The 23734-nt window shown below is 51.6% G+C and carries 24 protein-coding genes; 11 read left to right on the forward strand and 13 right to left on the reverse strand.

The window, feature by feature from the left end; genetic code table 11:
• Window positions 1-3: 3 nt before the first annotated feature.
• The 6 genes from I6L53_RS04115 to I6L53_RS04140 all read right to left on the reverse strand — a co-directional run bounded on the left by I6L53_RS04115 (window position 4) and on the right by I6L53_RS04140 (window position 6792).
• Window positions 4-2640 (reverse strand): fimbrial biogenesis usher protein, encoded by a 2637-nt coding sequence (locus I6L53_RS04115; RefSeq protein ID WP_042322294.1) that lies wholly within the window; start codon window positions 2638-2640, stop codon window positions 4-6.
• Between the two features lie 72 nt (window positions 2641-2712).
• Window positions 2713-3417, reverse strand: coding sequence for a fimbria/pilus periplasmic chaperone (locus I6L53_RS04120; RefSeq protein ID WP_042322297.1), 705 nt, complete (start codon window positions 3415-3417; stop codon window positions 2713-2715).
• 56 nt (window positions 3418-3473) lie between these two features.
• On the reverse strand, window positions 3474-4013 hold the full coding sequence (gene fimI, locus I6L53_RS04125) for a type 1 fimbrial minor subunit FimI (RefSeq protein ID WP_042322300.1): 540 nt from the start codon (window positions 4011-4013) through the stop codon (window positions 3474-3476).
• Between the two features lie 68 nt (window positions 4014-4081).
• Window positions 4082-4630 (reverse strand): type 1 fimbrial major subunit FimA, encoded by a 549-nt coding sequence (gene fimA, locus I6L53_RS04130; protein ID WP_042322303.1) that lies wholly within the window; start codon window positions 4628-4630, stop codon window positions 4082-4084.
• 493 nt (window positions 4631-5123) lie between these two features.
• Window positions 5124-5720, reverse strand: a complete 597-nt coding sequence (locus I6L53_RS04135; protein ID WP_042322306.1) for a tyrosine-type DNA invertase — start codon at window positions 5718-5720, stop codon at window positions 5124-5126.
• 466 nt (window positions 5721-6186) lie between these two features.
• A complete protein-coding gene (locus I6L53_RS04140) occupies window positions 6187-6792 on the reverse strand; it encodes a tyrosine-type DNA invertase (protein WP_042322310.1) in 606 nt (201 codons plus the stop codon).
• Between the two features lie 844 nt (window positions 6793-7636).
• Here I6L53_RS04140 and I6L53_RS04145 point away from each other — a divergent pair.
• Together I6L53_RS04145 and I6L53_RS04150 are read left to right on the forward strand one after the other, a co-directional pair.
• Entirely contained in the window at window positions 7637-8212 is a 576-nt protein-coding gene (locus tag I6L53_RS04145) for an LOG family protein (RefSeq protein WP_042322313.1), read from the forward strand.
• A gap of 76 nt (window positions 8213-8288) precedes the next feature.
• Entirely contained in the window at window positions 8289-8813 is a 525-nt protein-coding gene (locus I6L53_RS04150; RefSeq protein ID WP_042322315.1) for an HD domain-containing protein, read from the forward strand.
• Here I6L53_RS04150 and I6L53_RS04155 read toward each other — a convergent pair.
• The gene (locus I6L53_RS04155; protein WP_042322319.1) at window positions 8810-9433 is read right to left on the reverse strand and encodes an ECs1377 family protein; all 624 of its coding nucleotides are present in this window, start codon (window positions 9431-9433) and stop codon (window positions 8810-8812) included. The genes I6L53_RS04150 and I6L53_RS04155 overlap by 4 nt on opposite strands.
• A gap of 276 nt (window positions 9434-9709) precedes the next feature.
• Between I6L53_RS04155 and I6L53_RS04160 the strand changes: the two genes are divergently transcribed.
• Complete coding sequence (locus I6L53_RS04160) at window positions 9710-10261, forward strand: hypothetical protein (RefSeq protein ID WP_042322322.1); 552 nt, start codon at window positions 9710-9712, stop codon at window positions 10259-10261.
• A 45-nt stretch (window positions 10262-10306) separates the two neighbouring features.
• Here I6L53_RS04160 and I6L53_RS04165 read toward each other — a convergent pair whose 3' ends face one another.
• A complete protein-coding gene (locus I6L53_RS04165; protein ID WP_084196623.1) occupies window positions 10307-10789 on the reverse strand; it encodes a hypothetical protein in 483 nt (160 codons plus the stop codon).
• Complete coding sequence (locus I6L53_RS04170) at window positions 10782-11630, reverse strand: winged helix-turn-helix domain-containing protein (RefSeq protein WP_042322326.1); 849 nt, start codon at window positions 11628-11630, stop codon at window positions 10782-10784. Before I6L53_RS04170 ends, I6L53_RS04165 begins: the two co-directional genes overlap by 8 nt.
• A gap of 809 nt (window positions 11631-12439) precedes the next feature.
• Here I6L53_RS04170 and yjdI point away from each other — a divergent pair.
• Together yjdI and I6L53_RS04180 are read left to right on the forward strand one after the other, a co-directional pair.
• Complete coding sequence (gene yjdI, locus I6L53_RS04175; protein ID WP_042322328.1) at window positions 12440-12670, forward strand: 4Fe-4S mono-cluster protein YjdI; 231 nt, start codon at window positions 12440-12442, stop codon at window positions 12668-12670.
• Window positions 12671-12681: 11 nt separating this feature from the next.
• Window positions 12682-12954, forward strand: a complete 273-nt coding sequence (locus I6L53_RS04180; protein WP_042322332.1) for a GNAT family N-acetyltransferase — start codon at window positions 12682-12684, stop codon at window positions 12952-12954.
• Window positions 12955-12992: 38 nt separating this feature from the next.
• Here I6L53_RS04180 and I6L53_RS04185 read toward each other — a convergent pair whose 3' ends face one another.
• Window positions 12993-13925: a LysR substrate-binding domain-containing protein gene (locus I6L53_RS04185; RefSeq protein ID WP_042322335.1), complete on the reverse strand. Its 933-nt coding sequence runs from the start codon at window positions 13923-13925 to the stop codon at window positions 12993-12995.
• Window positions 13926-14038: 113 nt separating this feature from the next.
• On the reverse strand, window positions 14039-14533 hold the full coding sequence (locus I6L53_RS04190) for a DUF1097 domain-containing protein (RefSeq protein ID WP_042322338.1): 495 nt from the start codon (window positions 14531-14533) through the stop codon (window positions 14039-14041).
• Window positions 14534-14788: 255 nt separating this feature from the next.
• Between I6L53_RS04190 and I6L53_RS04195 the strand changes: the two genes are divergently transcribed.
• The 6 genes from I6L53_RS04195 (at window position 14789) to I6L53_RS04220 (ending at window position 21686) form a co-directional block, all read left to right on the forward strand.
• On the forward strand, window positions 14789-15394 hold the full coding sequence (locus I6L53_RS04195) for an ankyrin repeat domain-containing protein (protein WP_042322341.1): 606 nt from the start codon (window positions 14789-14791) through the stop codon (window positions 15392-15394).
• 39 nt (window positions 15395-15433) lie between these two features.
• Window positions 15434-16297 carry an oxamate carbamoyltransferase subunit AllH family protein gene (locus I6L53_RS04200; protein WP_042322343.1) on the forward strand — a complete coding sequence of 288 codons (864 nt, stop codon included), beginning with the start codon at window positions 15434-15436 and terminating at the stop codon, window positions 16295-16297.
• Entirely contained in the window at window positions 16287-17834 is a 1548-nt protein-coding gene (gene fdrA, locus I6L53_RS04205) for an acyl-CoA synthetase FdrA (protein WP_042322346.1), read from the forward strand. The genes I6L53_RS04200 and fdrA overlap by 11 nt, the downstream gene beginning before the upstream one ends.
• Entirely contained in the window at window positions 17834-19252 is a 1419-nt protein-coding gene (locus I6L53_RS04210; RefSeq protein ID WP_042322349.1) for a YlbE family protein, read from the forward strand. The genes fdrA and I6L53_RS04210 overlap by 1 nt, the downstream gene beginning before the upstream one ends.
• 88 nt (window positions 19253-19340) lie before the next feature.
• Entirely contained in the window at window positions 19341-20291 is a 951-nt protein-coding gene (locus I6L53_RS04215) for a carbamate kinase family protein (RefSeq protein ID WP_042322352.1), read from the forward strand.
• Window positions 20292-20303: 12 nt separating this feature from the next.
• Window positions 20304-21686, forward strand: coding sequence for an amidohydrolase family protein (locus I6L53_RS04220; RefSeq protein ID WP_042322354.1), 1383 nt, complete (start codon window positions 20304-20306; stop codon window positions 21684-21686).
• A 16-nt stretch (window positions 21687-21702) separates the two neighbouring features.
• Here the strand turns inward: I6L53_RS04220 and I6L53_RS04225 are convergent, their stop codons facing one another.
• Window positions 21703-22428, reverse strand: a complete 726-nt coding sequence (locus I6L53_RS04225) for a fimbria/pilus periplasmic chaperone (protein WP_042322357.1) — start codon at window positions 22426-22428, stop codon at window positions 21703-21705.
• Window positions 22394-23731 (reverse strand): fimbrial usher protein StbD, encoded by a 1338-nt coding sequence (gene stbD, locus I6L53_RS04230; protein WP_042322360.1) that lies wholly within the window; start codon window positions 23729-23731, stop codon window positions 22394-22396. The genes I6L53_RS04225 and stbD overlap by 35 nt, the downstream gene beginning before the upstream one ends.
• Between the last annotated feature and the right edge of the window lie 3 nt (window positions 23732-23734).

The following is a 23734-nucleotide window of genomic DNA, read 5'->3' on the forward strand; positions in this document are numbered from 1 at the left end:
TCCTTAGCGGCACGCCGCCGTGAGCTGAATGAGTCGTTGTTGCTGGCTCTCTGCGGTCAGGCGGTAATCCGCCACGCAGCTGGCGCTCGCGGCATCCCCCCATTTCGCCTGCACCTTTCCCGCCAGCGGCATGCCGCTCAGATAGACCAGACCGTTGTCGGCGACGATGCTGCCGCTTTGGTTGCTGTCGGAGGTGACCATCGCGCCGAACGGAACCGGTTTGCCGTTGTGGGTGAGCGTCATCAGCAGTTTCATCCCAACATGAGCATTAAATTCTGCACGGACGATCGCACCGTGCGTGGGCACGACGTTGATGACGGCATCATCGAGATCAACATTGTCGGCGAGCGTATTGGTATTCAATGCAACCCGGTTTTCGCGGTACTCAGTGGCGTAAGGCAGGACGGCGTAACCCCGCCAGTCGGTACGTATCCCGGTCTGGTTTTCAACTTTCACGCCCTCAGCGCCAGGAGCCTTTATTAACACCACCGTGTCATTGAGCGGTTGGCTGAGCGTGACGCCGTTGGCATGAGCCAGTACGCCACCGCTCATCCCGTAATAGAGCTGTTTGAGACCGTCACTACGGCTGTAGCCGACGTTGGCGTTGCCGTAACTGCCGCGGTAGTTCAATGCGGCATAGCCTGTGCTGCCGCTATTACCTTCCCCACCGCCTGCGTAGCCGGTTTGCACGCTGTAGCTGAGGTTATTGTCTTCCAGTAAGGTGCCGTACAGTCCCGCCAGGTTAGTCATTCGGCCGTTGAGGTCGTTCGACATGCTGTAGCTGGCGCTGGCGTGCCGCCAGATCGACTGGCTATCCGACCGCAGCCAGTGGCTGAAAGGGATATTGACGTTAATGGCCAGCATCTGATCGCGGCCTTCCTGCCAGGCGTTTTTGGTCAGACTGTAGCTCAGCGTCCAGTTGATATCATTGATGGCGGTATTCAACCCGGCTTGCAACTGTTCGTCGGCGCTGTCGGTACCCCAGTAAGTCTGGTGACTTCCGCTCAGATAGAACGTGGCAGTGCGGCCTAACTGTTGGGTCAGACTCACCTGCACTTTGCCGCGCTTGTTATAAGCGAGGTTGTAGTAGTCCGTGAATTTCGGCTGTACCTGAATGACGCCATCCTGCGTTTCAATGCTATAGCCGTTCATACGACGGTAAGTGGTATCGGCAAAGCTAAAATAGCCGCGCGTGGAGTAGCGATAGCCCACCAACTGAATGTTTGTGCCAACGTCGCTCAGCGATTTGTTATAGAGGAAACGCACCGACTGACCCTGATGCTTGCTGTCATCGGGCAGGGTGGCATTGGCCTGAGTGACATCTACTGACAGCGCCCCCAATATCCCCATATTTTTCCCCACCCCCAGGTTGAAGGCGCGGTAGCGGTCCGCCAGTTGAGTACCGCCATAAAGGGTCCAGCCCGCCGGAAGGCCGTGGAGTAAGGTGCTCTGAAAGAATGTCGGTTCTTCCTGCTGATTGTTACCGCTACGATACTCACCGGCGGTGACGGCATATCGGGTGCGGCCTTCACGTTGCAGCACCGGAACCGAGGAGTAAGGAACGGTGAAATTCTGGCTGCTCCCGTCGGTTTCCTTGATAGTGACCTGCAGATCGCCACCGTTACCCGCGGCATAAAGATCGCTGATGGTGAAAGGGCCGGGCGGTACCGTGCTGTGATAGATCTCATAGCCGTTTTGTTTAATGGAGACCTGTGCCGTACCGCGAGCAATACCGTGGATCGCCGGGGCGAAACCTTTCAGGCTGTCTGGCAGCATATTCTCATCAGAAGCGAGTTGCACGCCGCGGAAGTTAATACCGTCAAACACATCGCCGTTGGTATAGCTATCGCCGAGCGTCAGGCGTGAGCGTAACGGCGTGATATCCCGCTCAAGCCAGGTATTGACGTGCTGCCATTTGTTTTCGTTGCTCGAGGAACTCCCGCCGCTGCTGTAGCTCCACGTGGTATTATCGCGCAGACGCCACGCGCCAAGGTTAAGTCCACTTTGCAGGTTCAGATACGCATAATTGCTGTTGCCGCCGACGTCGTTCTGAACTGAGTTACCTGAGAAGTTGTAGTTCAGTAATCCCGCCGTAATACCGTTATCCCATTGTTCCGGCGGAATATAACCCCGAGCCTGATTACCCATAAACGCCTGAGGGATAGTCAGGTACAACTTCTGTTGTCCGACGTCTAAACGTGCCGTCGCGTCTTTAATCATCTCTGTTAACGGAACGCAGGCGTCAGCCGCCAGCGCATCCATTCCATTTACTGATGCGGTGTTAAGCCCCATCGCCGCAAGCTGTCCACGCGTCAGACACGGTGCCAGTTCGCGGCTGTTTTCGCCGGCCTGAAAGGCGACATCGCGGGTGGTCATATACCCGTCATTCAGCCAGATATCGACGCGGTACGTGCCGGGTGGCAGCTCATGTCCTTTTTCAAAACTGGATAGATCCGCGACGGCAGACGGATCGTCCGCCAGAAAGCGCGGGTTAAAATAGATCTCTGCCTGTGCGGAGAATGTCTGCAAAGCAAGCATAAGGGCAAAAGCGATCTGCGCAATGATGCCAGCCGAACGTGGCGCGTACTGCCGTATACGGCGGGAGCTCAAACGGTCGAGTCCAAATTTCAGATATGACATAGTCCCTCCGGTTCGAAATCGCCCGGCTGTCAGTTCTTTTTTATTCAGGGATGACGCTGGTTTCCCTGCTCGTTATTGCATTGCGCCTTTCATGCGCGGCGTCAGCGCGCCATAGTCATTAATGGTCTTATAGGTAATATCGCTGCCTGCATCGGCGGGTAATGTCACGCGGGTTTCGCCCATCGGTGGGACGAGTGCATTTTCCAGCGTTCGGGTGCCGGCATTGAGTTCAGTCACCGTCAGGTAGTACGGCGTTGGATTGATCAATGTCAGCGAACCTGCGCTACGGCGAAAGGTGAGCTTTTCTGGTGCCTGATCCGGCGACAGCGCGAGTCCGGTCGGACGGTAATACAGTTTAATGCGGCTGATAATGGCCAACTGCAGGGTGTTTTCGCTGAGCTTCGATTTGTCCATCGATGGGATCGCTTTGACATTCATCCAGAACAGACTTTCCCGATCCTGGGGCAACTGATTATTCGTCGCGTCGAGAATACGTAAGGTGTTCTCTTTTTTTCCCTGCATGGCAAACAGTGGCGGGGTAACGACAAAGCGTCCGTCTTTGACGCCTTCGGCATTTTCAACCCATGACTGGAGCAGATATGTACTGTTGTCATCATTGTTAGTGACCGCCAGTTGCACCTGTTTTTGACCCGCCGGATAAATCACCCGCGTCGCGCCTAACGCTACGCCCGCTTCAGCCTGCGTGACGGTTCCCATGGCGGTTATCATCAGCACGCCTGCCAACAGACTGCGCATCATGGTGCGTGTTTTTTTCATGTTTACCCTTGTTGTTCTCACCGTAGTTTCCTGTATTCGATATCTCTGCGGGTTAATTACTGGTAGGTCAAAGAGAACCAGGCCTGTGCGTTGGCGGCGCCTCCGGTGACCTGACGTCCGGTAGAACGATATTTCGCCACAAAATGCAGAGTGGTTGGTCCGCTGTAGAGTCGCGACCCGCTAACCGGTGGAAGGTTAAGAGGAAGTTGGCTACCTTCTTGATCAAATAACGCTATCCCGATACCGGTGGCGATCCCCGGTCCTTCGCCTACGGAAAGGACATCGGGATTTTTCCCATCGGCTACGCCGTGAAAAGCCACGCCGACACGCTGGCTTACGGCGGTACTGCACTCCTGGAGATGAATGTCGAAAGGGACAGGGTTGGCATCTTCCCCCGCTGCATGAAATCGATTGCTGCTGATCTGCCCCATTTGCACCGTCATCTGACGATCGCCCGCCTCTATACGGCAGGATTCGGCAATGATGACGCCCTGGAAACGCATGCTTCCGCCGGGTAGCGTGACATTCCATTTGTTTCCGGCCAGCGCGCAGGCGGGGAGTAAAAGCATCAGCAGTCCTGATTTCATCCTTTGCATTGTTATCATCTCAGTCCCATTGCGGATAACAGGCCATCCTGGCCCTCGTCGCTTCCCTGCCTGATGAATTACTGGTATTGAACTTTGAACGTCGCGTCTGCGTTAGCCGTACCAGCCGTCGCTGCGCCCGTAGCGTAGTAACGCGCCTGGAACGGAATGATGTTGGTGCCATCGTTCAGGGTTGTCGCGGCGCTAAAGGTTGCGCCATCCAGCGCCAGTGGGGTGCCTTTATTGTCGAGGATCTGGACGCCTACGTTGGTTGCGCTACCGGCTGCGGAGCTCTGCAACGCCAGTACGGTGTTATTGGTGGTATCAATCGCAGTGCCAGAGAACGCGACAGAGGCTTTGGTTGATACGCTGGTATCACAGTCATCAAGCTGGATATTGAAACCGACCGAAGAGCTGGTGCTGCCCGCAGTCGCCAGTTTTGCCGAGCGAACCTGGCCAAGCTGAACGGTTTGTTCGACAGAACCGGCATCGACGGCGCAGGCTGCGTTAACGACTTCCCCTTTAAAATGCACTGTACCGCCGTTTACTGTGGTGGTATCGGCCAGAGCCGCCGCGGAGGCCAGGGATAGAGCTGACATAGCAACGATAGCCAGTGTTTTGATTTTCATGCTTTTTTCCTTTAAACAATATCGATATAACGAACCCAAATAGGCAGTCGTTATGCCTTCCAGACATTCCATGTTTCAACACAATGGACGACTGCCGGTTCTGCACAGTTATTGCCCAATTAATGAGACAATTGGGGCCATTTTGACTCATTGGGATAAATGTCTTGAAATGGCGTTTTTAAGTTTTTATTGTGGTTTTTTATGTCTAATTTTAGTGTTTTTGTGATATAAAAAACTAAATTTAGTATGTTGATAAACGAACTGATGCAGGGCGGAATTCAGACGAAGAAATCGAGGAGGGGTTTAAACGGCAGAGGGGGTTATGAAAAAATTTCAGAATAATGCTATTTTAATCAATGAGATAAATAATGTTTTTCGATAATTCCTAACTTGTTAGTTGCAAAGCTTTACTAAATTTTTTTATGATATAAACAGTTTGGCCCCAATTGACCTGTTCATTCACAGACTTCCCTTTCCATATCAGTAAGTTATCTTATTTCTTTTTTTCCTGTGAAATAACCTCTAACAGGCTGCTTCTCTCCCATAATCCGACGAAACGTGCGGCGTTACTGGCGGTATAACGGACGGTATGGCGAATATTCCGGTGACCAAGATAATCCTGAATCAGTCGCGTATCTGCTCCCCTTTCAGCAAGTTCATAACCACAGGCGTGACGTAACATATGGGGGTGAGTATGGGTGACGGTTCCGGCATCAATACCCGCAGCACGAATAATACGATACGCCTGTTGGCGAGAAAGCGGAGTTCCCCGGCGGGAGATAAATACGGCGTCAGTACGGCTTGCGCCTCTCCAGTCTGCGCGCTCCTGACTCCAGCGTTCAACGGCCTCACGCTCATCAAAACGCAGGGGATGAATGGTGGAAAAACCGTTTTTTAGTCGACGGATATTGATTCGACCCTCGTTAAGATCAAGGTCGCGATAATGCAGATCGAGGAGTTCACTGATGCGCATGCCGTGACGGAATGCCAGCAAAATAAGGCAATAATCTCGCTCTCCGGTTGCCCCATGCCGGGCGGCCAGCATCATGGCTTGCACTTCTTTGCCGGTAAGATAACGACGTCGATTCACAATACATTACTCCTGAAATATGTTTCTGGTAGTGAACGCCTGCAAAAACATCATGCGATCAAAAAATAATCCGCGATGTTAAAGGCATATTATATTTGAGGGATTAATCACAATCTGTGATTACATCAGTTTTACACATGTAGCTATTATTGCCACATGATAAATCTTATTTTTATTGATTTTATCGGGTGCGACAATAGCACTGATTGTAGATAAAGACAGGTGTATAAATTTAAAAGAAAAATAGTTGCAGAAGGTGGCGGTTCCCACGAAAGATGGTTTGAGTAAAAGTTAATGTTGATAAAATATATATCCTGATTAATTACAAGGATATAATAAAGCTGCCTAATTTTAACGCAAATAAAAACATGCGTGAACAATAAGCATAATAAACATAATGTTAAATATTATTAATGTTTCATACTCTGTGGATTGTTTTTTAACACCGTCCATGGCGTTGAAAATGTCACAGTGAAATAGCATTATTCTGTTTGAGTTTAGCGTCATCCCAAATACCGTAAAATCGACCTGCATTACTGGCAGTGTACCAGACGGTATGGCGAATGTTACGGTGTCCCAGGTAATCCTGGATGAGGCGGGTGTCAATCCCCATATTGGCTAACGCAAAACCGCAAGAGTGACGAAGCATATGTGGATGAATTTCAAGCGGCAGTCCGGCGTGATCGCCCGAGGCTGAAATGATTTGATAAAACTGTTGGCGAGAAAGAGGATTCCCCTTTCTTGATAAAAATAACCACTCACTGTTGGAATGAGGATAGGTAGCACGAATAATCAGCCAGTTCTTTAACGCCTGAATTTCTTCACTTAATAAAGGATGCGTTGTCGAAAACCCTTTTTTCAGACGGTGAATATAAATGCATCGTGATTTAATATCGATATCTGAAATTTGCAGGCGACAGATTTCACTGGCACGAAATCCATGAATAAAACACAATAATGTCAGACAGTAATTACGGGTGGCGTGTGCACCGGTGTTTGCTGCTTTGAGAAGCGACTCTATTTCATTATGAGTCAAAAAATTCCTCTTCTTATTATCTGCGCTATTTTTCATTAGGGTCCCTTTTGATTGCAGGTGTGCACTCATTCTGCTGATTTCCATTAATCCAATGGTCTTATCCGGTTTTAACTCATTCTTTATTTGCACTGCACGGTAGGCGTTAATCGTAGGCAACGCTGCATCGCCACAGAAGGACTTGAGCGGATAATGAAAATGGCTGTATGTTGTTTCGTCATAACGTCGTGACATTATCGACTGGCCGCCTCCTCTTGTCTTGTGTTCTTGCTTATCTTGCTGAAACAAAAAAATTATTGCTGTTCTAAGATCGCGTTCATTCAGGAACATCCCGAATGATGAGCAAAAGGCGTCACCAGGGACGAAGAACAAGATAGCAACCTCGCTAGCATTCACTGTAGAACTACAACAATAACTAAACAATACTGCAAAAATCACCGGGAGAATAGTCATAATAAATCGAATGAGCACGTCAGAGGGCTCATAGGGTATTTAGCTGGAAGCAAAATAGTTCCCGTTTAAGCTGCGGAAGTTGCAACCGTACGGGTATATTAGGCGGATGGGGAAGTGTCGCTGAAATTAGAATATCAAAGGTGATGAAATATTTTGCGACAAATAAAATGCGTGCGAGAGAATAATAACGGCTGAAACTACTCCGGTGCGTACAAGGGCACTTATTCGTAATTTTCTAAAGGGTCACTGTGTTTTCTGCTATCGGCATGCGGTGGGTGCTATACCTCATTTCTGGTAATTACTGGAACGCCTGTAGTCAGAACTTTCACTTTTTCAGACGCACATAGTGTATTGAGTCTCTTTGAATTATGCTATTTCGACATTGCGTTGCTGACGATTCACGGATTTAGTGATGACTGAAGGAAATGATATGAAGTCTATTGGTATTTTTTGCGGTTCATCTGAAGGCTATTCTCCTGTTTACATGCAGGCCGCTCGCGAAACCGGAACCTTTCTGGCTCAGGCTGGACTGGGTATTGTTTATGGCGGTGGTCGGGTCGGACTCATGGGGGCCGTGGCGGATTCTGCTCTGCAACACGGTGGGTATGTGACAGGTGTGATGCCTGTGTCTTTGGTTGAACGTGAAATTGCGCATACCGGGCTGACCGATTTGCAGGTCGTTGAAAATATGCACCAGCGTAAAGACCGGATGGCAGCGTTGTCTTCCGCTTTCATCGCCTTACCCGGTGGCGCTGGCACCCTGGAAGAGATTTTTGAGCAGTGGACGTGGGCGCAATTGGGCATCCATAACAAACCCTGCGCGTTTTATAACATAAACGATTTTTATCGACCGTTGCAGGCCATGGTGCAGAAAATGGCCGATGAAGGTTTTATGAAGCAAAGCTACGTGGATATGCTGTTGTTCTCCGATTCCTTGCCGGAAATTGTTGCGCATTTTGCAACGTATACGCCGCCCGCTTCCAAATGGACGGCGAGCCAGAAATAATGTAAATACGTAGTGTCTTCAGGGATGCCCAGGCGCCGCTGACGCGGGCATAAACGGTAAGGAAGCAGGAGAACGGATGAAATTTATCGCCACCTTAACCGGGCAACACATTGACTACAGCGATATTCGACCGGAACATATCGTGATTGAAGACATCGCTGTGTCACTTTCGAACATCTGTCGCTTTGCCGGACATGTGCCTGAATTTTACAGCGTCGCGCAGCACGTGGTTCTGTGCAGCCAGTTAACGCCGCCGGAGTTTGCGCTTGAAGCGCTGCTGCACGATGCCGCTGAGGCCTATTGTCAGGATCTTCCCTCGCCGCTAAAGCGCATGCTTCCTGAGTACAAAGAGATTGAAGCGCGGCTGGACAACGCCATTCGTCAGCGTTTTCATCTTCCTCTCACACCGAGCAAAGTGATCAAGCAAGTGGATCTGATGATGCTGGCGACTGAGCGGCGCGATCTCAAGTTGGATCCCGGAAATGACTGGCCAATGCTGGCAGGCGTGTCGCCCACGACGCGGCTGACCGTCAATCCGCTGATGCCACGCCAGGCGCGAGCGCTCTTTTTAGCCCGCTTTCAGGAACTGACTACGGGTTAAAGATGGTATGCCGTCACGGTTCTGTGCGTCCCGGTCAGTGAATCGAACACTTCGACATCCGACGACTGAACCGGCATCCCCGACGCGCGAAGCCGCTGTATGTCTGCGGCAATTCGCTGGATCCCTAACCAAAATAGCCCATCGAGGGCATTAACCTGCAAACCGCTCTCCAGCGCCAGACGAAGCCGTTCTTCAGGGTGTTTTGTCTGACTGGCTACCTGCTGATAGGGCGCCGTGGTCATTGTTTCTTCATCCATACGGCGAATACGCGACGACAGACGATAGCGAAAGGCATCGGGGACGCGGCTGAGATCGGCGCTGATACTGTAAACCTGCCCACGGCGCTTATCATTAATCAGCACATTTTTTTGGGTGAGGGCAAATTCTTTCCGCAGTTTATCGATCAGTTGCGGGGTGCGGGTGAGCAGTAAACGAAAGGGCAGTTCGAAACTGGTCACATAATCGACATTGAGCAGCGCAATACGCAACCGTTCTTCAACGCCGGCATTCTCTTGCTGGCACTCCGCCAGGACTTCTTTCCATTGGCTGGTAATGCGCGGCGATTCGTTGATTTCAGTGAAATGATATTTCTCAATCAGGTAATCGATACGCCTGGTCATTGTTATTCCATCCCATCCGCCTGTTCGCTAGTTGCCCAACATAGCATAGAGAAAGAGGCAGAATACAGAGGACGACGAATTTCTGTCCATTTAAGAACGTTTAAGAAGTATAACTAAAATCTATATTTTCAATGGGTTAGGAAAATCACGTCAGTTAAGACTTTTTAATTGTATTATTCAATTATTTACTAATATAGTTTTATTGCCGCGCCAGATGATATAGCAGAACGGAAATCAACGGCAAGTTAAATGGATTATTAATACGGAAGTAAAGCGATGACAATATATATTATAAGCAATAATACCTATTTGCAGGACGGAATCGTTTTATTGGCAAAAGATGCTAACCTGGAAATTGTGAAAGAAACCATGCCTCATTTGCCTGTTGAAAAACTCACTTTCGACGATACCGTGATTTTGCATCTTAATTTGTTCAACAAATGTTGTGCCAGGGAAATCACCAGACTCAACAAAAAATGTAAGCTGCTGGTTATACTAAATCCTGAGCGAAGCGCATTGATCTTTGATGCCGACATGATTGTCAGTGCCCGACAATCTCTGTTGTCACTGACGATGATTATTACGCGGCTGGTTAGCATGCAAAAGCGTGAGGTCATCAGGAACCATGTTCTCAATCGTGTTGAGAAAATGATAATTTGTGAATCGCTGCAGGGTAAAGATATTAACCTGATTGCCAAATCATTGGCCTTGCCGACGAAACGGGTATACACCTATCGTAATCTCGCGTGCAAGAAATTGGGGGGGCACAAGGTCCACGACCTGTTGTTAATCAAAGAGAATTTACTGGAAGAGAGTGTATTTCTTTAAAAAGCGTCAGCCCTGTTAAGCTCAGAGCTGACGGCGGTATCCTGTTTAACGGGCACAGTACAACAGGGGGCGTTTTCCGATGGTAAACAGGAACCCGTAGACGCCCTGATTAAGGATAGAGTAACTCACATTCTTATCGGGATAGACGTAAAAATCAGGCAGAATATCGGCTAATAATTCATCCGACAGCGTCTCGATGATTTCGAACTTATTGATTCTGGTTGAGTGTAAATGATATGAATCCTGGTTTTCTGTCCAGTTATAGGCGACATCTCGTCTGATTCGTCCTTTAAGTTTGTTATCCTCGATGTAGGTCCCGCTGACGGCCACAATACCGTTCTGATTCTTCAGGGAGTACATGTAATTTAGCGTAATATTTGCACGTGCGTTTTTATTAAACACTACCAGCGACATCGAACATTCCTGTTTGTCGTAATGTTTAGACATAAGAACATTGTATATTGCGCCGATGAGCACACCCGCGAGTAAAAACACCGCACTCATCATCATGATCGTTTTTTTACTCACCTTCTACCCCGCGAAAAGAGAGTGTGATACAACCCGGAATGGCTGATTTCAGGTAATTCTTGCGGCAAACAAGGACTGCTAATCCGGGAGAGGTTTGTGACAGCGGGAAGTACACCCAGGGATATTTTTTGCAATCGAGGCCAGACTCCAGAATCAGCGACTTAAAGCGCGCGTAACTGTTTTTGTTATCATGGCTATCATCCTTGGTATAGAAATGACATCCTTTGTCCTGCTCGACGAAGGTATAGTCAGCGAAGAAAGGCTTCGTATCACTAAAGTGCCAGACATAGTTCATGCCGATTGCACCAATGAAAAATGCCGCTGCCATGGCGATGATGCCAACGAAGAGAGGCAATCTGCTGTGCTTACTTACCGCTATCGTATGGGCAGGAAGTGCAGAGTCTTCAGGTGTCATCTCTGGCTCGGCATCAGTGCGGTACTCCACGTCCAGCTCATCTTCACCCTGTAGCGTGTCAGGGGCAGCATCATCAGCCTGAGTTGCTGCAACGCGGGTGATTTTAACGCTTTTATCAATTTGAAACCCTTTGCGCGGTACCGTGGCGACCAGGATTCTGTCTGTCTCACCGACGGCGCGCAGGCCGCGACGGACAATCGAGATATTCTGATAAAGCGTGTTTGCCGGAACCAGCATCCCTTCATCTTCCCACACCTTTTTGAAGAACTCCTGCTGAGTGACCACATCTGGTGAAGCATCAAGCAGCAAAAGCAGACAACGGCTGGCAGGCGTTGTCAAAACGACATTAATTTCCGGATTAGTAACAGAAATTAACTTTTTACTGTCCGGTCTGAATTCAATATTATCGTTAATAATCCAGTACATATAGGTTCACGGTGAGCGAAAGTTATAAATAGTAGAGACTTAAGTGTAGAAAATTCTGAACATAGTATTACATATACTATATGTGAACACAGTAAGCCGTTGGATTTATGAAACTAATGTTTTTGTTCTGTAGTTTCACATAAGTATATAGACAATAAAGCAATTTATTAACAAAACCAGTGGTTTCTGCCACGCTGTTTAATCTGGGGAGGAATCCTCTAACATTCTTAATCGCTCATCCCGGACAGATTGCTGCGCAGTGGTATATGTTGGTTTTATGTCAAAAAACTCAACCTGTTAGATTACCTGTCAGGCATCGGAGTGTGGGAGTGGATAAATATAGTGTACTTATTATGTTCATTTCGTAGTGACTCCTGCTGGTATTTTTGTCCCTGGATGGCGTTAGTCGATGACATTCCGCTTATAAATACCTCATTTCGACAGCCTGATTTTAGTAGAGTGAAGAAGGTGGCGTAGAAATCTGTTTCAACACGTTGATTTAAGGCTCGTCATCTGGCAGTTCCCTTTCTGTAAATCACTCCTCTTGATTATTATTTTTGAATGAAAACAAGGGTTTTTAAATCGTATTATTGAATAAATTATTATGCCGACCTGTCATCAAATAGTCAATTAGAGCAAATAACTTTAAATATCATTAAATACGCAATATAAAATTTAAAATATCGCAATTGCTGGATTTTTATCCTTAAGGATAAAGGGGGTGAGTATTTACTCATCTAACATTAAAGTGGTGGTGGGAGACATTCACGCGCTATGCTTAAGGGATAAACTAAAAATGAGGCAATGTCATGGATAAGCAACTTGAGGATGCGGGTTACCGCGTCTATACCGGCGAAAAAATCGATGTCTACTTCAGTACGGCGATTTGTCAGCACTCCGGAAATTGTGTACGCGGTAGCGCCAAACTTTTCAATCTGAAGCGCAAGCCGTGGATTATGCCTGATGAAGTTGATGCTTCAACGGTGACCAGGGTTATCGATACCTGCCCAAGCGGGGCGCTGAAATATCGTCTTAAATAAGCGAGGGAAAAATGGAAATACTGGAAGGGCACAATAAATTCTATGTCAATGATGCTCAGGGGAATCAGGTCGCTGAAATTGTTTTTGTTCCAACGGGTGATCATTTAAGCATTATTGAGCATACCGATGTCGATGCCAGCCTCAAGGGGCAAGGGGTCGGAAAGCAACTGGTGGCAAAAGTGGTGGAGAAAATGCGTCGCGAAAATCGCAAGGTGATCCCTCTTTGCCCGTTTGCCAAACATGAGTTTGATAAAACTCGCGAGTATGACGATATTCGGGCCTGAGAACATGCCGGACAATGCGCTTACGCGGTCCGGCTAATTTAGCCTTCCCGATGCAGTAAATCCTGATAGATTCCGGTTAATATCCCCTGCGGCTCAAACTCCTTTTTGATCCACTGGGTCACCTGACCGGTGGCGGAGTGCTGGGTGGCGAGTAACATCCGTGAGTCCTGACGTGGGTTATGGATCTGCCGCGTCACCAGCAGCGAATCCTCTGCCGCTTCACGCACCATGTAGTCCGGTAGAAAACCGATGCCTTCACCGAGGATTTGACACTGACATTTGGTATTGAAATCCGGCACGAGAATCGATTCCTGACCATGCAGCAACCAGCCCACCTTTTTATTGATGGTATGTGCGGTATCTTCCACCATGATGTTCGGGTAGAGACGCAGCTGACTTTCGGCGATCGGCTCAGGCATGAAAGCCAGCGGGTGATCCGGTGCGATCGCAAATGCCCAGCGAATGGCGCCAATTTCGGTGTAATCAATACCGCCGCCGTCCAGCAACGTGTCGGGCGCGCCGATGGCGATATTGGCCTGGTTGTTAATGATGGAGTCCCAGACGCCGTTATACACTTCGGTGGTGACCGTAATCTGGCAGGTCGGAAACTGCTTCTTCAGCACCTGGAGCAATCGCGCGGTGTGCTTTGGCGTATACAAGAGCTGGTTAATGCAAATACGCACCCGTGCCTCAATGCCCTGTGCGATAGTATCAATGCTGCGCTTGATGGCGTGGAAGTCGTTCAACAGGTCGGTGGCCTTGCGGAAAAAGTAGCGCCCCGACTCGGTGAGTTCAATACTCCGGGTATTGCGGGTAAACAGCACCACATCAAGACCCGCCTCCATTCGTTTGATGGTATAGCTGATGGCTGAGGTCGTCAGGCCCAGCTCCTCCGCCGCCTTGCTGAAACTGCCAAAACGGGCGGCGGTGGTAAAGGCCTGTAGGTTTTCTTCCGTAAAAATTGAATTCATGCACCGGTTCCTGTTCTGGTCAGCGATCGTCGCTTCTCCCCGGAGATGACTGTATTGGCTGGAGTTGCCACTGAGCAATCATTTTTGAATAACTTTTAATACCTGAGCCGGGCTCAGACACGCTCTTTCGAGGTGGACTCACTCAGTTTGCGCCCGGCGTATTCCGAGATGAAACCTACGCAGTTCCCGGCCAAAAAGCCGAGTAGCGTCACCGTCCAGTTCAGCCCGGTGGCAAAAAACAGCGTCATGCCAAGGAAACCGCCAGGGATAAACGAGGTTAACCAGAAGCGCCCCTGCCAGACGATGACGGCGGAAAACGGTACGGTCATGACCACGCTTGCCCAGAACGACGAAAGCCCGCTGGCGGAAGCCAGCCATCCGGAGGCCAGTGCCGCCAGAAAAGCCCAGACGGCGCCGGTGTAGTTCACAAACAAGCTTTTCACAAACCCCGCCTTGCTCCCCCCGGCAGCGTAGAAACTGCAAAACGCGACAAAGCCGATCGTTCCCAGTAATTCCCAGCCTGGCGCCAGCCCAACCCTCGAGGACACCATCTGCCAGAGACCTGCACAAATGCCGACAGTAATGCCTGTTGCGGTGAGTCCGTTCATCTTTATCTCCTCTCGTAAAAAGTCTGGTTAGCATGGTTTCGTCCGGCAACTATATAGAAAGAAAACCCGATTGAGTTAAGGGGAATAGCGGCAAAAAAATAAAGAGTGCACTACAGCACAGTCTGCAAGGATTGTTAAAAACCATTCAATAATTAATCCGCTTATGGCGAATAAAATTTAAGCGGGTTCTTTTCTATAAATTTCGTTGCTATTCTCAGTTCATCAGATACAGCCACAAAAATCAGGGGAATGATCATGACAAATATCAGTCTGATGACAGATTACCTAATGGCTGCGCAGCAGGGGGATATGAAGAAATTAACCTCCTGTCTGGAACAGGGTGTGGATATTAATACCTGTAACCGCCAGGGCCAGACGGCCATTATTCTGGCGAGCCTGCATAAGCAATATGACTGTGTTGCTGCGTTAATTAGCGCCGGTGCGGATATCAATCAGCAGGATCAGACCTGTTTAAATCCTTTTTTGCTGAGCTGTCTGAATAACGATCTTACGCTTTTGCGATTAATTTTACCGGCCAGGCCCGATCTCAATCGGTTAACGCGTTTTGGCGGCGTGGGATTAACTCCCGCCTGTGAAAAAGGCCATCTTGATATCGTCAACGAGCTATTAACGCAGACGAATATTAATGTGAATCACACCAACTTTGTGGGCTGGACACCGCTACTGGAAGCCATTGTGTTGAATGACGGCGGTGCCACACAGCAGGCGATAGTCGCCTTGCTGCTGGAAAAGGGAGCCAGTCCGCATCTGACGGATAAATACGGCAAAACCCCACTGGAACTGGCACGAGAAAAAGGCTTTGAGGCGATCGCCCAATTACTGATTGCCGCAGGAGCCTGACAAAGGAGAAACGCTATTGACACCCCATTACGGCGGTGTGTGCAAGCGCTAACTGCGGATGCGCGCTTTCTCTGCGAACGCGGCATGGGACGGGTAGAACAGGTCTTTTCCCGGGCAATCAATCTGTATTTCCCGGCGCGGCACCAACTACTGACGCTGCTGTGCGAAGAGTATGATAACGCGCCCAACAGCGCCCGGTTAGCACTCACCCACTTTGACGGTCTGTTCCGGCCTGGTGAGTCGGTTCAGTTTCATCCTTCAGGGATAACGGTTGGCGATGACAAATGGATAGACACGACATCCTGTCATGACTGGCATATGCCGAAACTGCAATTGAGTCCCGAACGTTTTCGGCAAATACCCTGGCAACGGTGGAGCGAACGTATCCATCAACAGGTACGGGAGAACGAGACATTATTTCTCTGGCGCGGAGATAATCCGTTTTATCAGGCGATTTGCCAGGAATTACAGCTTCGGCGGAATAGATTATTACGTGCAATACGAAAAGGGGCAGGAATTGCGCCCGCGGTAACCCGGATGATGGGGTTAGGTATTGGCCTGACACCCACCGCAGACGATTATCTTGTCGGTCTGAGTATTATTTTATTTATTGCGGGTCATCCGGCGGAAAAATACAAGGAGGCATTTTGTTCGGCACTGCAATCGGACAGGGAAAATACCACCCTGCTTAGCGCGATTACGCTGGAAGCGGCATTTGAACAACGTTATCGCGAAAATATTGCCGGGTTTATTAGCTACATAATTAATGAACCCAACGGCTTTTCTATCCAGTCTGTTGCCAATATTAAAAATATTGGCTCAAGTTCCGGTTGCGACATGCTGTATGGCATGGCGGATGCCTGCGCGCTGAGCCAAATATATGGAGGGAATTATGTCAGTTAAGATAGTCATTAAAAAGAATACCTATTTTGATTCCGTGTCGCTTATGTCCATTTCCACCCGCGCCAATAAACTCGACGGCGTCGAACAGGCATTTGTGGCGATGGCGACCGAGATGAACAAAGGGGTGCTAAAAAATCTGGGGTTGTTGACGCCGGAGTTGGCTGAGGCGAAAAACGGCGACCTGATGATTGTGATCAACGGCAAAGACGGCGCAGACAACGATCGGACCCTGGCGGCCATTGAGGCGTTGTTCTCCCAAAAAGCCGAAAGTGGCTCGCATGAAGCGCGCTACGCCACGCTGGCCAGTGCGAAAAAGCATATTCCCGACAGCAACCTGGCGGTGATTTCGGTTAACGGTCTGTTTGCTGCCCGTGAAGCGCGTCAGGCGCTACAAAACGATCTGAACGTGATGCTGTTTTCTGACAACGTCTCTGTTGAAGACGAACTGGCGCTCAAACAACTGGCGCATGAGAAAGGACTGCTCATGATGGGGCCGGACTGCGGCACCGCCATTATCAACGGTGCGGCACTGTGCTTTGGCAACGCGGTTCGTCGCGGCAACATCGGCATTGTGGGGGCCTCGGGTACCGGTAGCCAGGAGCTGAGCGTACGCATTCATGAATTTGGCGGTGGCATCTCGCAGTTGATTGGCACCGGCGGACGCGATCTGAGTGAGAAAATCGGCGGCCTGATGATGCTGGACGCCATCGCGATGCTGGAAGAAGACCCGGAAACGGAAATCATCGCGCTAATCTCAAAACCGCCAGCCCCGGCGGTGGCGCATAAGGTACTGGAGCGTGCGCGCGCCTGTCGTAAGCCCGTCGTTGCCTGTTTCCTTGGGCGCGCAGAACCGCCTGCTGACGAACAGGGGTTGCAGTATGCTCGCGGAACCAAAGAGGCCGCACTGAAAGCGGTGTCGCTGAGCGGCGTGAAGAAAGCATCGTTAAACCTGCATCCGCTGAACGAGACGCTGATTGCCGAGGTTCGCGCGCGTCTGACCCCACAACAGAAGTACATTCGCGGTCTGTTCTGCGGCGGCACGCTGTGTGATGAAGCCATGTTTGCGGTGATGGAAAAACACCCTGACGTCTACAGCAACATTCAGCCCGATCCGGCCTTTCGCCTGACAGATCTGAATCACAGCGTTAAGCACACTTTCCTCGACTTTGGTGATGATGACTTCACCAACGGTAAGCCGCATCCGATGATTGACCCTACCAACCGTATCAGCCGTCTGTTGCAGGAGGCTAGCGATCCGGAAGTGGGAGCGATCGTGATGGATTTTGTGCTCGGCTTTGGCTCGCACGAGGATCCGGTTGGTTCCACGATCGACGCGATCAAAGAGGCAAAAGCGATCGCCGCCGCGGATGGTCGTGAACTTACGATCCTCGCATATGTGTTAGGCACCGATCTCGATACACCGTCGCTGGAAAAACAGAGCCAGATGCTACGCGATGCGGGCGTGATCCTGGCAAGCAGCAGCACCAATACCGGTCTGTTGGCGCGTGAATTTATCTGCAAAGGGGAGGAAGCCTGATGAGCCAGTCACTGTTTACCCAACCGCTGAACGTCATCAACGTGGGCATCGCGATGTTTAGCGACGATCTGAAAAAACAGCATGTCGATGTCGTTCAGCTTGACTGGACGCCGCCCGGTCAGGGCAACATGCAGGTCGTGAATGCGCTGGACAGCATTGCCAACTCGCCGCTGGCGGAGAAAATCGCCGCTGCGAATCAGCAGGCGCTGGAGCGAATTATCCAGTCTCATCCCGTACTGACTGGATTTGATCAGGCGATCAACGTCGTGCCGGGTATGACGTCGAAAACCATTCTCCACGCCGGTCCACCGGTCAGTTGGGAAAACATGTGCGGCGCGATGAAGGGGGCGGTCACCGGCGCGTTGGTGTTTGAAGGGCTGGCAAAAGATATTGATGAGGCGGCCGAACTGGCGGCCTCCGGTGAGATTACCTTCTCGCCGTGCCACGAGCATGACTGTGTCGGTTCGATGGCGGGAGTCACCTCTGCTTCCATGTTTATGCACATTGTCGAAAACAAAACTTACGGCAACATTGCCTACACCAACATGAGTGAACAGATGGCGAAGATCCTGCGCATGGGGGCCAACGACCAGAGCGTGATCGACCGTCTGAACTGGATGCGTGACGTGCAGGGCCCCATGCTGCGCGATGCGATGAAGATTATTGGTGAAATCGATCTGCGCTTAATGCTGGCACAGGCGCTGCATATGGGCGATGAGTGTCACAACCGCAACAACGCGGGCACCACGCTGCTGATTCAGGCGCTGACGCCGGGCATCATTCAGGCTGGTTACCCGGTTGAACAACAGCGTGAAGTGTTCGACTTTGTTGCCAGCAGCGACTACTTCTCAGGTCCGACGTGGATGGCGCTGTGTAAAGCGGCAATGGACGCGGCGCACGGCATCGAATACAGCACGGTGGTAACGACGATGGCGCGTAACGGCGTGGAGTTTGGTCTGCGGGTCAGCGGTCTGCCAGGTCAGTGGTTTACCGGTCCGGCGCAGCAGGTGATTGGCCCAATGTTCGCCGGGTACAAGCCGGAAGACTCTGGTCTGGATATCGGCGACAGTGCGATTACTGAAACTTACGGTATCGGCGGTTTTGCGATGGCCACGGCACCGGCCATCGTTGCGCTGGTCGGTGGAACGGTGGAAGAAGCGATCGATTTTTCCCGTCAGATGCGTGAAATCACCTTAGGTGAAAACCCGAACGTCACGATTCCGTTACTGGGCTTTATGGGGATACCGACGGCGATCGACATCACCCGTGTCGGTAGCAGCGGCATTCTGCCGGTGATTAACACCGCGATTGCGCATAAAGATGCCGGTATCGGCATGATTGGCGCCGGGATTGTTCACCCGCCGTTTGCCTGCTTCGAAAAAGCGATCCTGAGCTGGTGCGAACGCTACGGCGCATAACCATGCACTCCCCGGCGCTTTCTGAGCCGGGGATTCTTGCTCAAAACACACAATAACCTCATCACACTCTGTACCGGAAACCTACACGATGAAAGAACTTGTGGTCGTTGCCATTGGTGGCAACAGCATTATCAAAGATAACGCCAGCCAGTCGGTTGAACATCAGGCCGAGGCGGTGAAAGCCGTCGCCGATACCGTACTGGAGATGCTGGCATCGGACTACAATATTGTTCTGACCCACGGCAACGGTCCGCAGGTTGGACTGGATTTGCGCCGCGCGGAGATCGCTCATGAGCGTGAAGGGCTGCCGCTGACGCCGCTGGCAAATTGTGTCGCCGATACTCAGGGTGGGATTGGCTATCTGATTCAGCAGGCGCTGAATAACCGGCTGGCGAAGCGCGGCGAGCAGAAAGCCGTCACTGTCGTCACCCAGGTTGAGGTGGATAAAAACGATCCGGGATTCACCCATCCCACCAAGCCCATCGGCGCGTTCTTTAGCGAAGCCCAGCGCGATGAATTACAGCGGGTCAACCCCGACTGGCAGTTTGTGGACGATTCCGGACGCGGCTACCGTCGGGTTGTCGCGTCACCTGAGCCGAAGCGCATTGTTGAGTCGGAAGCGATTAAGGCACTGACTCAGAAGGGCTTTGTGGTTATTGGCGCGGGCGGTGGCGGCATCCCGGTGGTGCGTGGCGAGCAGGGGGATTATCAAAGCGTCGATGCGGTTATCGATAAAGATCTCTCTACCGCGCTGTTGGCGCGGGAGATCCATGCGGACATCCTGGTGATCACCACCGGTGTTGAAAAAGTGTGCATTCACTTCGGCAAACCCGAACAGCAGGCGCTGGACTGGGTCGACATCCCCACTATGACCCGTTATATGCAGGAAGGTCACTTCCCACCGGGCAGTATGCTGCCAAAAATTGTCGCCAGCCTGGCTTTCCTCCGGCACGGCGGTAAACGCGTCATCATCACTACGCCTGAGTGCTTGCCTGCGGCCATTCGCGGCGAGACGGGCACCCACATTGTCCATTCATAACAGGAAGCAACGATGAAGGAAAACAAAAGCCGTCGTGAATTTTTGAGCCAGAGCGGGAAGATGGTCACTGCCGCTGCGCTATTGAGTGCTGGCGCACCGGTCGCGTATGCGGCAACCTCGGGTGCAACAACCTGTGACGTTAAGGGCACTATGCAGATTACCGACCTCCATTACTATCTCGACAACGTCCTGCTGGAGACGGGCTTTGACTATGAGGGCGCAGTCGCGGTTCACACGCGTACGGCGCTGCAAACCGTGGAGATTCAGGCGGGTAAAATTGTTGCGCTACGCGATAACAAAAGCCATCCGGACGCCGCGCTGCCGCATTACGATGCGGGCGGCAAGCTGATGCTGCCGTCCACGCGCGACATGCACATCCATCTCGACAAAACCTTCTACGGTGGGCCGTGGCGCTCACTGAACCGTCCGGCAGGCACCACCATTCAGGACATGATCAAACTTGAGCAAAAACTGTTGCCAGAACTGCAGCCCTATACTCAGCAACATGCCGAAAAGTTGATCGACCTGCTGCAGTCAAAAGGAACCACCGTGGCGCGCAGCCACTGCAATATCGAACCGGTCTCTGGCCTCAAAAACCTCGAGGACTTGCAGGCGGTACTGGCTCGGCGTAAAGCGGGTTTCGATTGTGAGATCGTGGCGTTCCCACAGCACGGCCTGTTGTTATCGAAATCAGAGCCGCTGATGCGTGACGCGATGCAGGCCGGCGCGCACTATGTCGGCGGGCTGGATCCGACTAACGTCGACGGCGCGATGGAAAAATCTCTCGATACTATGTTCCAGATTGCCCTCGATTATAACAAGGGCGTGGACATCCATCTGCATGAGACCAGCCCGGCGGGCGTCGCGGCGGTGAAGTATATGGTTGAAACGGTTGAGAAAACACCGCAACTGAAGGGCAAACTGACCATCAGCCACGCTTTTGCGCTGGCGACGATGAACGAGCAGCAGGTTGATGAGATTGCCACCCGCATGGCGGCACAGCAAATATCCATCGCCTCAACGGTGCCAATTGGCACGCTGCATATGCCGCTGAAGCAGTTACACGATAAAGGCGTAACGGTAATGACCGGCACGGACAGCGTGATCGATCACTGGTCGCCCTACGGTCTGGGCGACATGCTGGAGAAGGCGAACCTTTACGCGCAGCTCTATATCCGCCCCAATGAACAAAGCCTTTCCCGCGCGCTGTTCCTTGCAACGGGTAATGTGCTGCCGCTGAATGAGAAAGGTGAGCGAGTCTGGCCGAAAGCGCAGGATGACGCCAGCTTTGTGCTGGTGGACGCTTCCTGTTCTGCCGAGGCGGTCGCCCGTATTTCACCGCGAAGCGCCACATTCCATAAGGGGCAACTGGTGTGGGGAAGCGTCGCCCGCTAAACGAGGGGAGAGCCCGCTACGGTTGCCGGGAGACGGGTTTCTCGTAGTGCCAGGCAGTGCCGTGATCGTTGATCGCGTCATAGCGAACTGACGTACACGGCGCTCCTCCTCCCTGGAGCGGGACCGACACGGTAGCAAGCGGTGCAATCATGATGCCGCTTGCGCTGCCGGCTTCGCAGCGAATCCCGGCCAATGTGATATGCCACGGGGTAGGGTTGGTTATCTGCAACTGATTCTGCGACCCGACATACGCCACGCGCAGCTTCTCTGCGTCGCTTTCCTGAAGCGCACCAATGCCCTGTGGGCGGATAAACAGCTTCATACGGATGCGTAACGGCAGTACCACTTTTTGTGCCACCTGCGCATCGGCCTGCGTCATGGGCGGGATCTGATACACATTCAGCCAGTAAAGCGCTTCACGATCGCGCGGCAGGGCGGAAGTGTCGGTCAGTTGCAGCGTAATGCTGCGCAACTCACCGGGCTGCATTTTAAATACTGGCGGTAGCGCGATGACGGGCGTGACCACCTCGTTGGGCTGGCTCGACGGGTTACCCGTATCGGTCCAGATCTGAACCAGTGCCGGCTGCTGCGGAGAATTGACCAGCGCCAGCGACGTGCTTTTGTCACCGGCGTTAAAAATCACCCGGGTCACTTCGCTATTCACCACCGCGTGGGTGGAGAACGGCAGAACGTTCAGCAGCAACGCGCTACTGAAAGCTAACCACCACCTGAAGTTGTGCATAAACCGATCCTGCTGTAATGGCTTCGCCAGGAATTGCTTCCAGCGAGGCGGTGAATTCACCGTTGTAAAATTCGGTCGAACCGCTTGAGGTTTTACTGGTTAAATCGGCATAGCCATACCATCCTCCGGCGTTGCCCGTTGCGGTCGCCGTCAGATTCGGCAGAAGGTTGATGGCGCTCCCGCCCAGTTTTTCGCTGTAAATACGAATGCCCACGCCGGACGCCACGCCGCTGGCACCGTAATGGTTATCGAGCAGCCAGGTCCAGGCTCCCGATCCGGTCTTGAGCCCCAACTGGTTTGCCGCATTCGCCGCCGTCGGGTTATTCACCAGAAACCCCATCGCCACATTCGCTTTGCTGGTTGTTGAGACCGCGGTACTGGAAATCGCACCGGTTTCGCATTCGACGGTAATGTTAAAGGGCGTCTGCGCCGTGCCGCCGCCGCTCAGTTCTCCAACGCTGATAGGCGGCAGGCGGACGATAGCGGGATAGTCGTCGATCCGACAGGCGGCACCACGCACAAAGTAACTCTGACTGGTGAGCGTCCAGCCACCGGGCCACTGCATGGCACCCCAGCCGTCGTAGTTGGTTCTGCTGTCAGCGCCGTCAAACAGCCCGGAACTCATGCCGCCGCCGTGAAAGGCGATATAACCTGCCGGCCCCGCGTAGGTATAGCCATAGCGATTTGAACCGTTCGCCCCTTTCGACGCATCATCAACGCGAAAAAGCTCAACGAAAACATCGCTGAAGGCGCTGCCAGGAATGTATATATAGGTGCCGTCATTAAACATCTCACTTTCAGGGATGAGGCGTGTTTTCCAGTAGCGCGAGTAGTATTGCCCGGTTTTCAGGTTCGTCAGTCTGAGAGCCACGTTTTTGACGTAGGTGTAGTAAGCGCCTTCAATCCCCGCAACCGCTTCTCTGCCGCCCCAGGCATCATCGCCGTTGGTGGCGTAATACTCATACACCTTGCCGATTTCTGCGACATCGCAACGGAAATAGATCTGGTTGGCGTTGACGCCCTGGGTGCGACCATTAGGCACAAAGCTGGCCGTTGAGCTGGCGAGCAGCGTGCCTTCACTCTGAAAGCCGGTACCGCTGCTTAAGGTGATGACACCGGGCAATCCCAGTTTGCCTTTTACTTCGCTATCGCCAACGCCCCCCCAACTGGCGCCGATGTAGCCAGCGTCTTTCGCCATCTGCGACAGGTCGTTGGCTGAGGTCACCCTTTTACAGGCAGACCATGCGGGCGGTGTCAGTACGACACCGATCAGTAGCAGCGGAAGTAAAGAGGAAAATTTCATGCG

This window comes from Citrobacter farmeri (assembly GCF_019048065.1).
GTDB classification, from domain to species: Bacteria; Pseudomonadota; Gammaproteobacteria; order Enterobacterales; family Enterobacteriaceae; genus Citrobacter_A; species Citrobacter_A farmeri.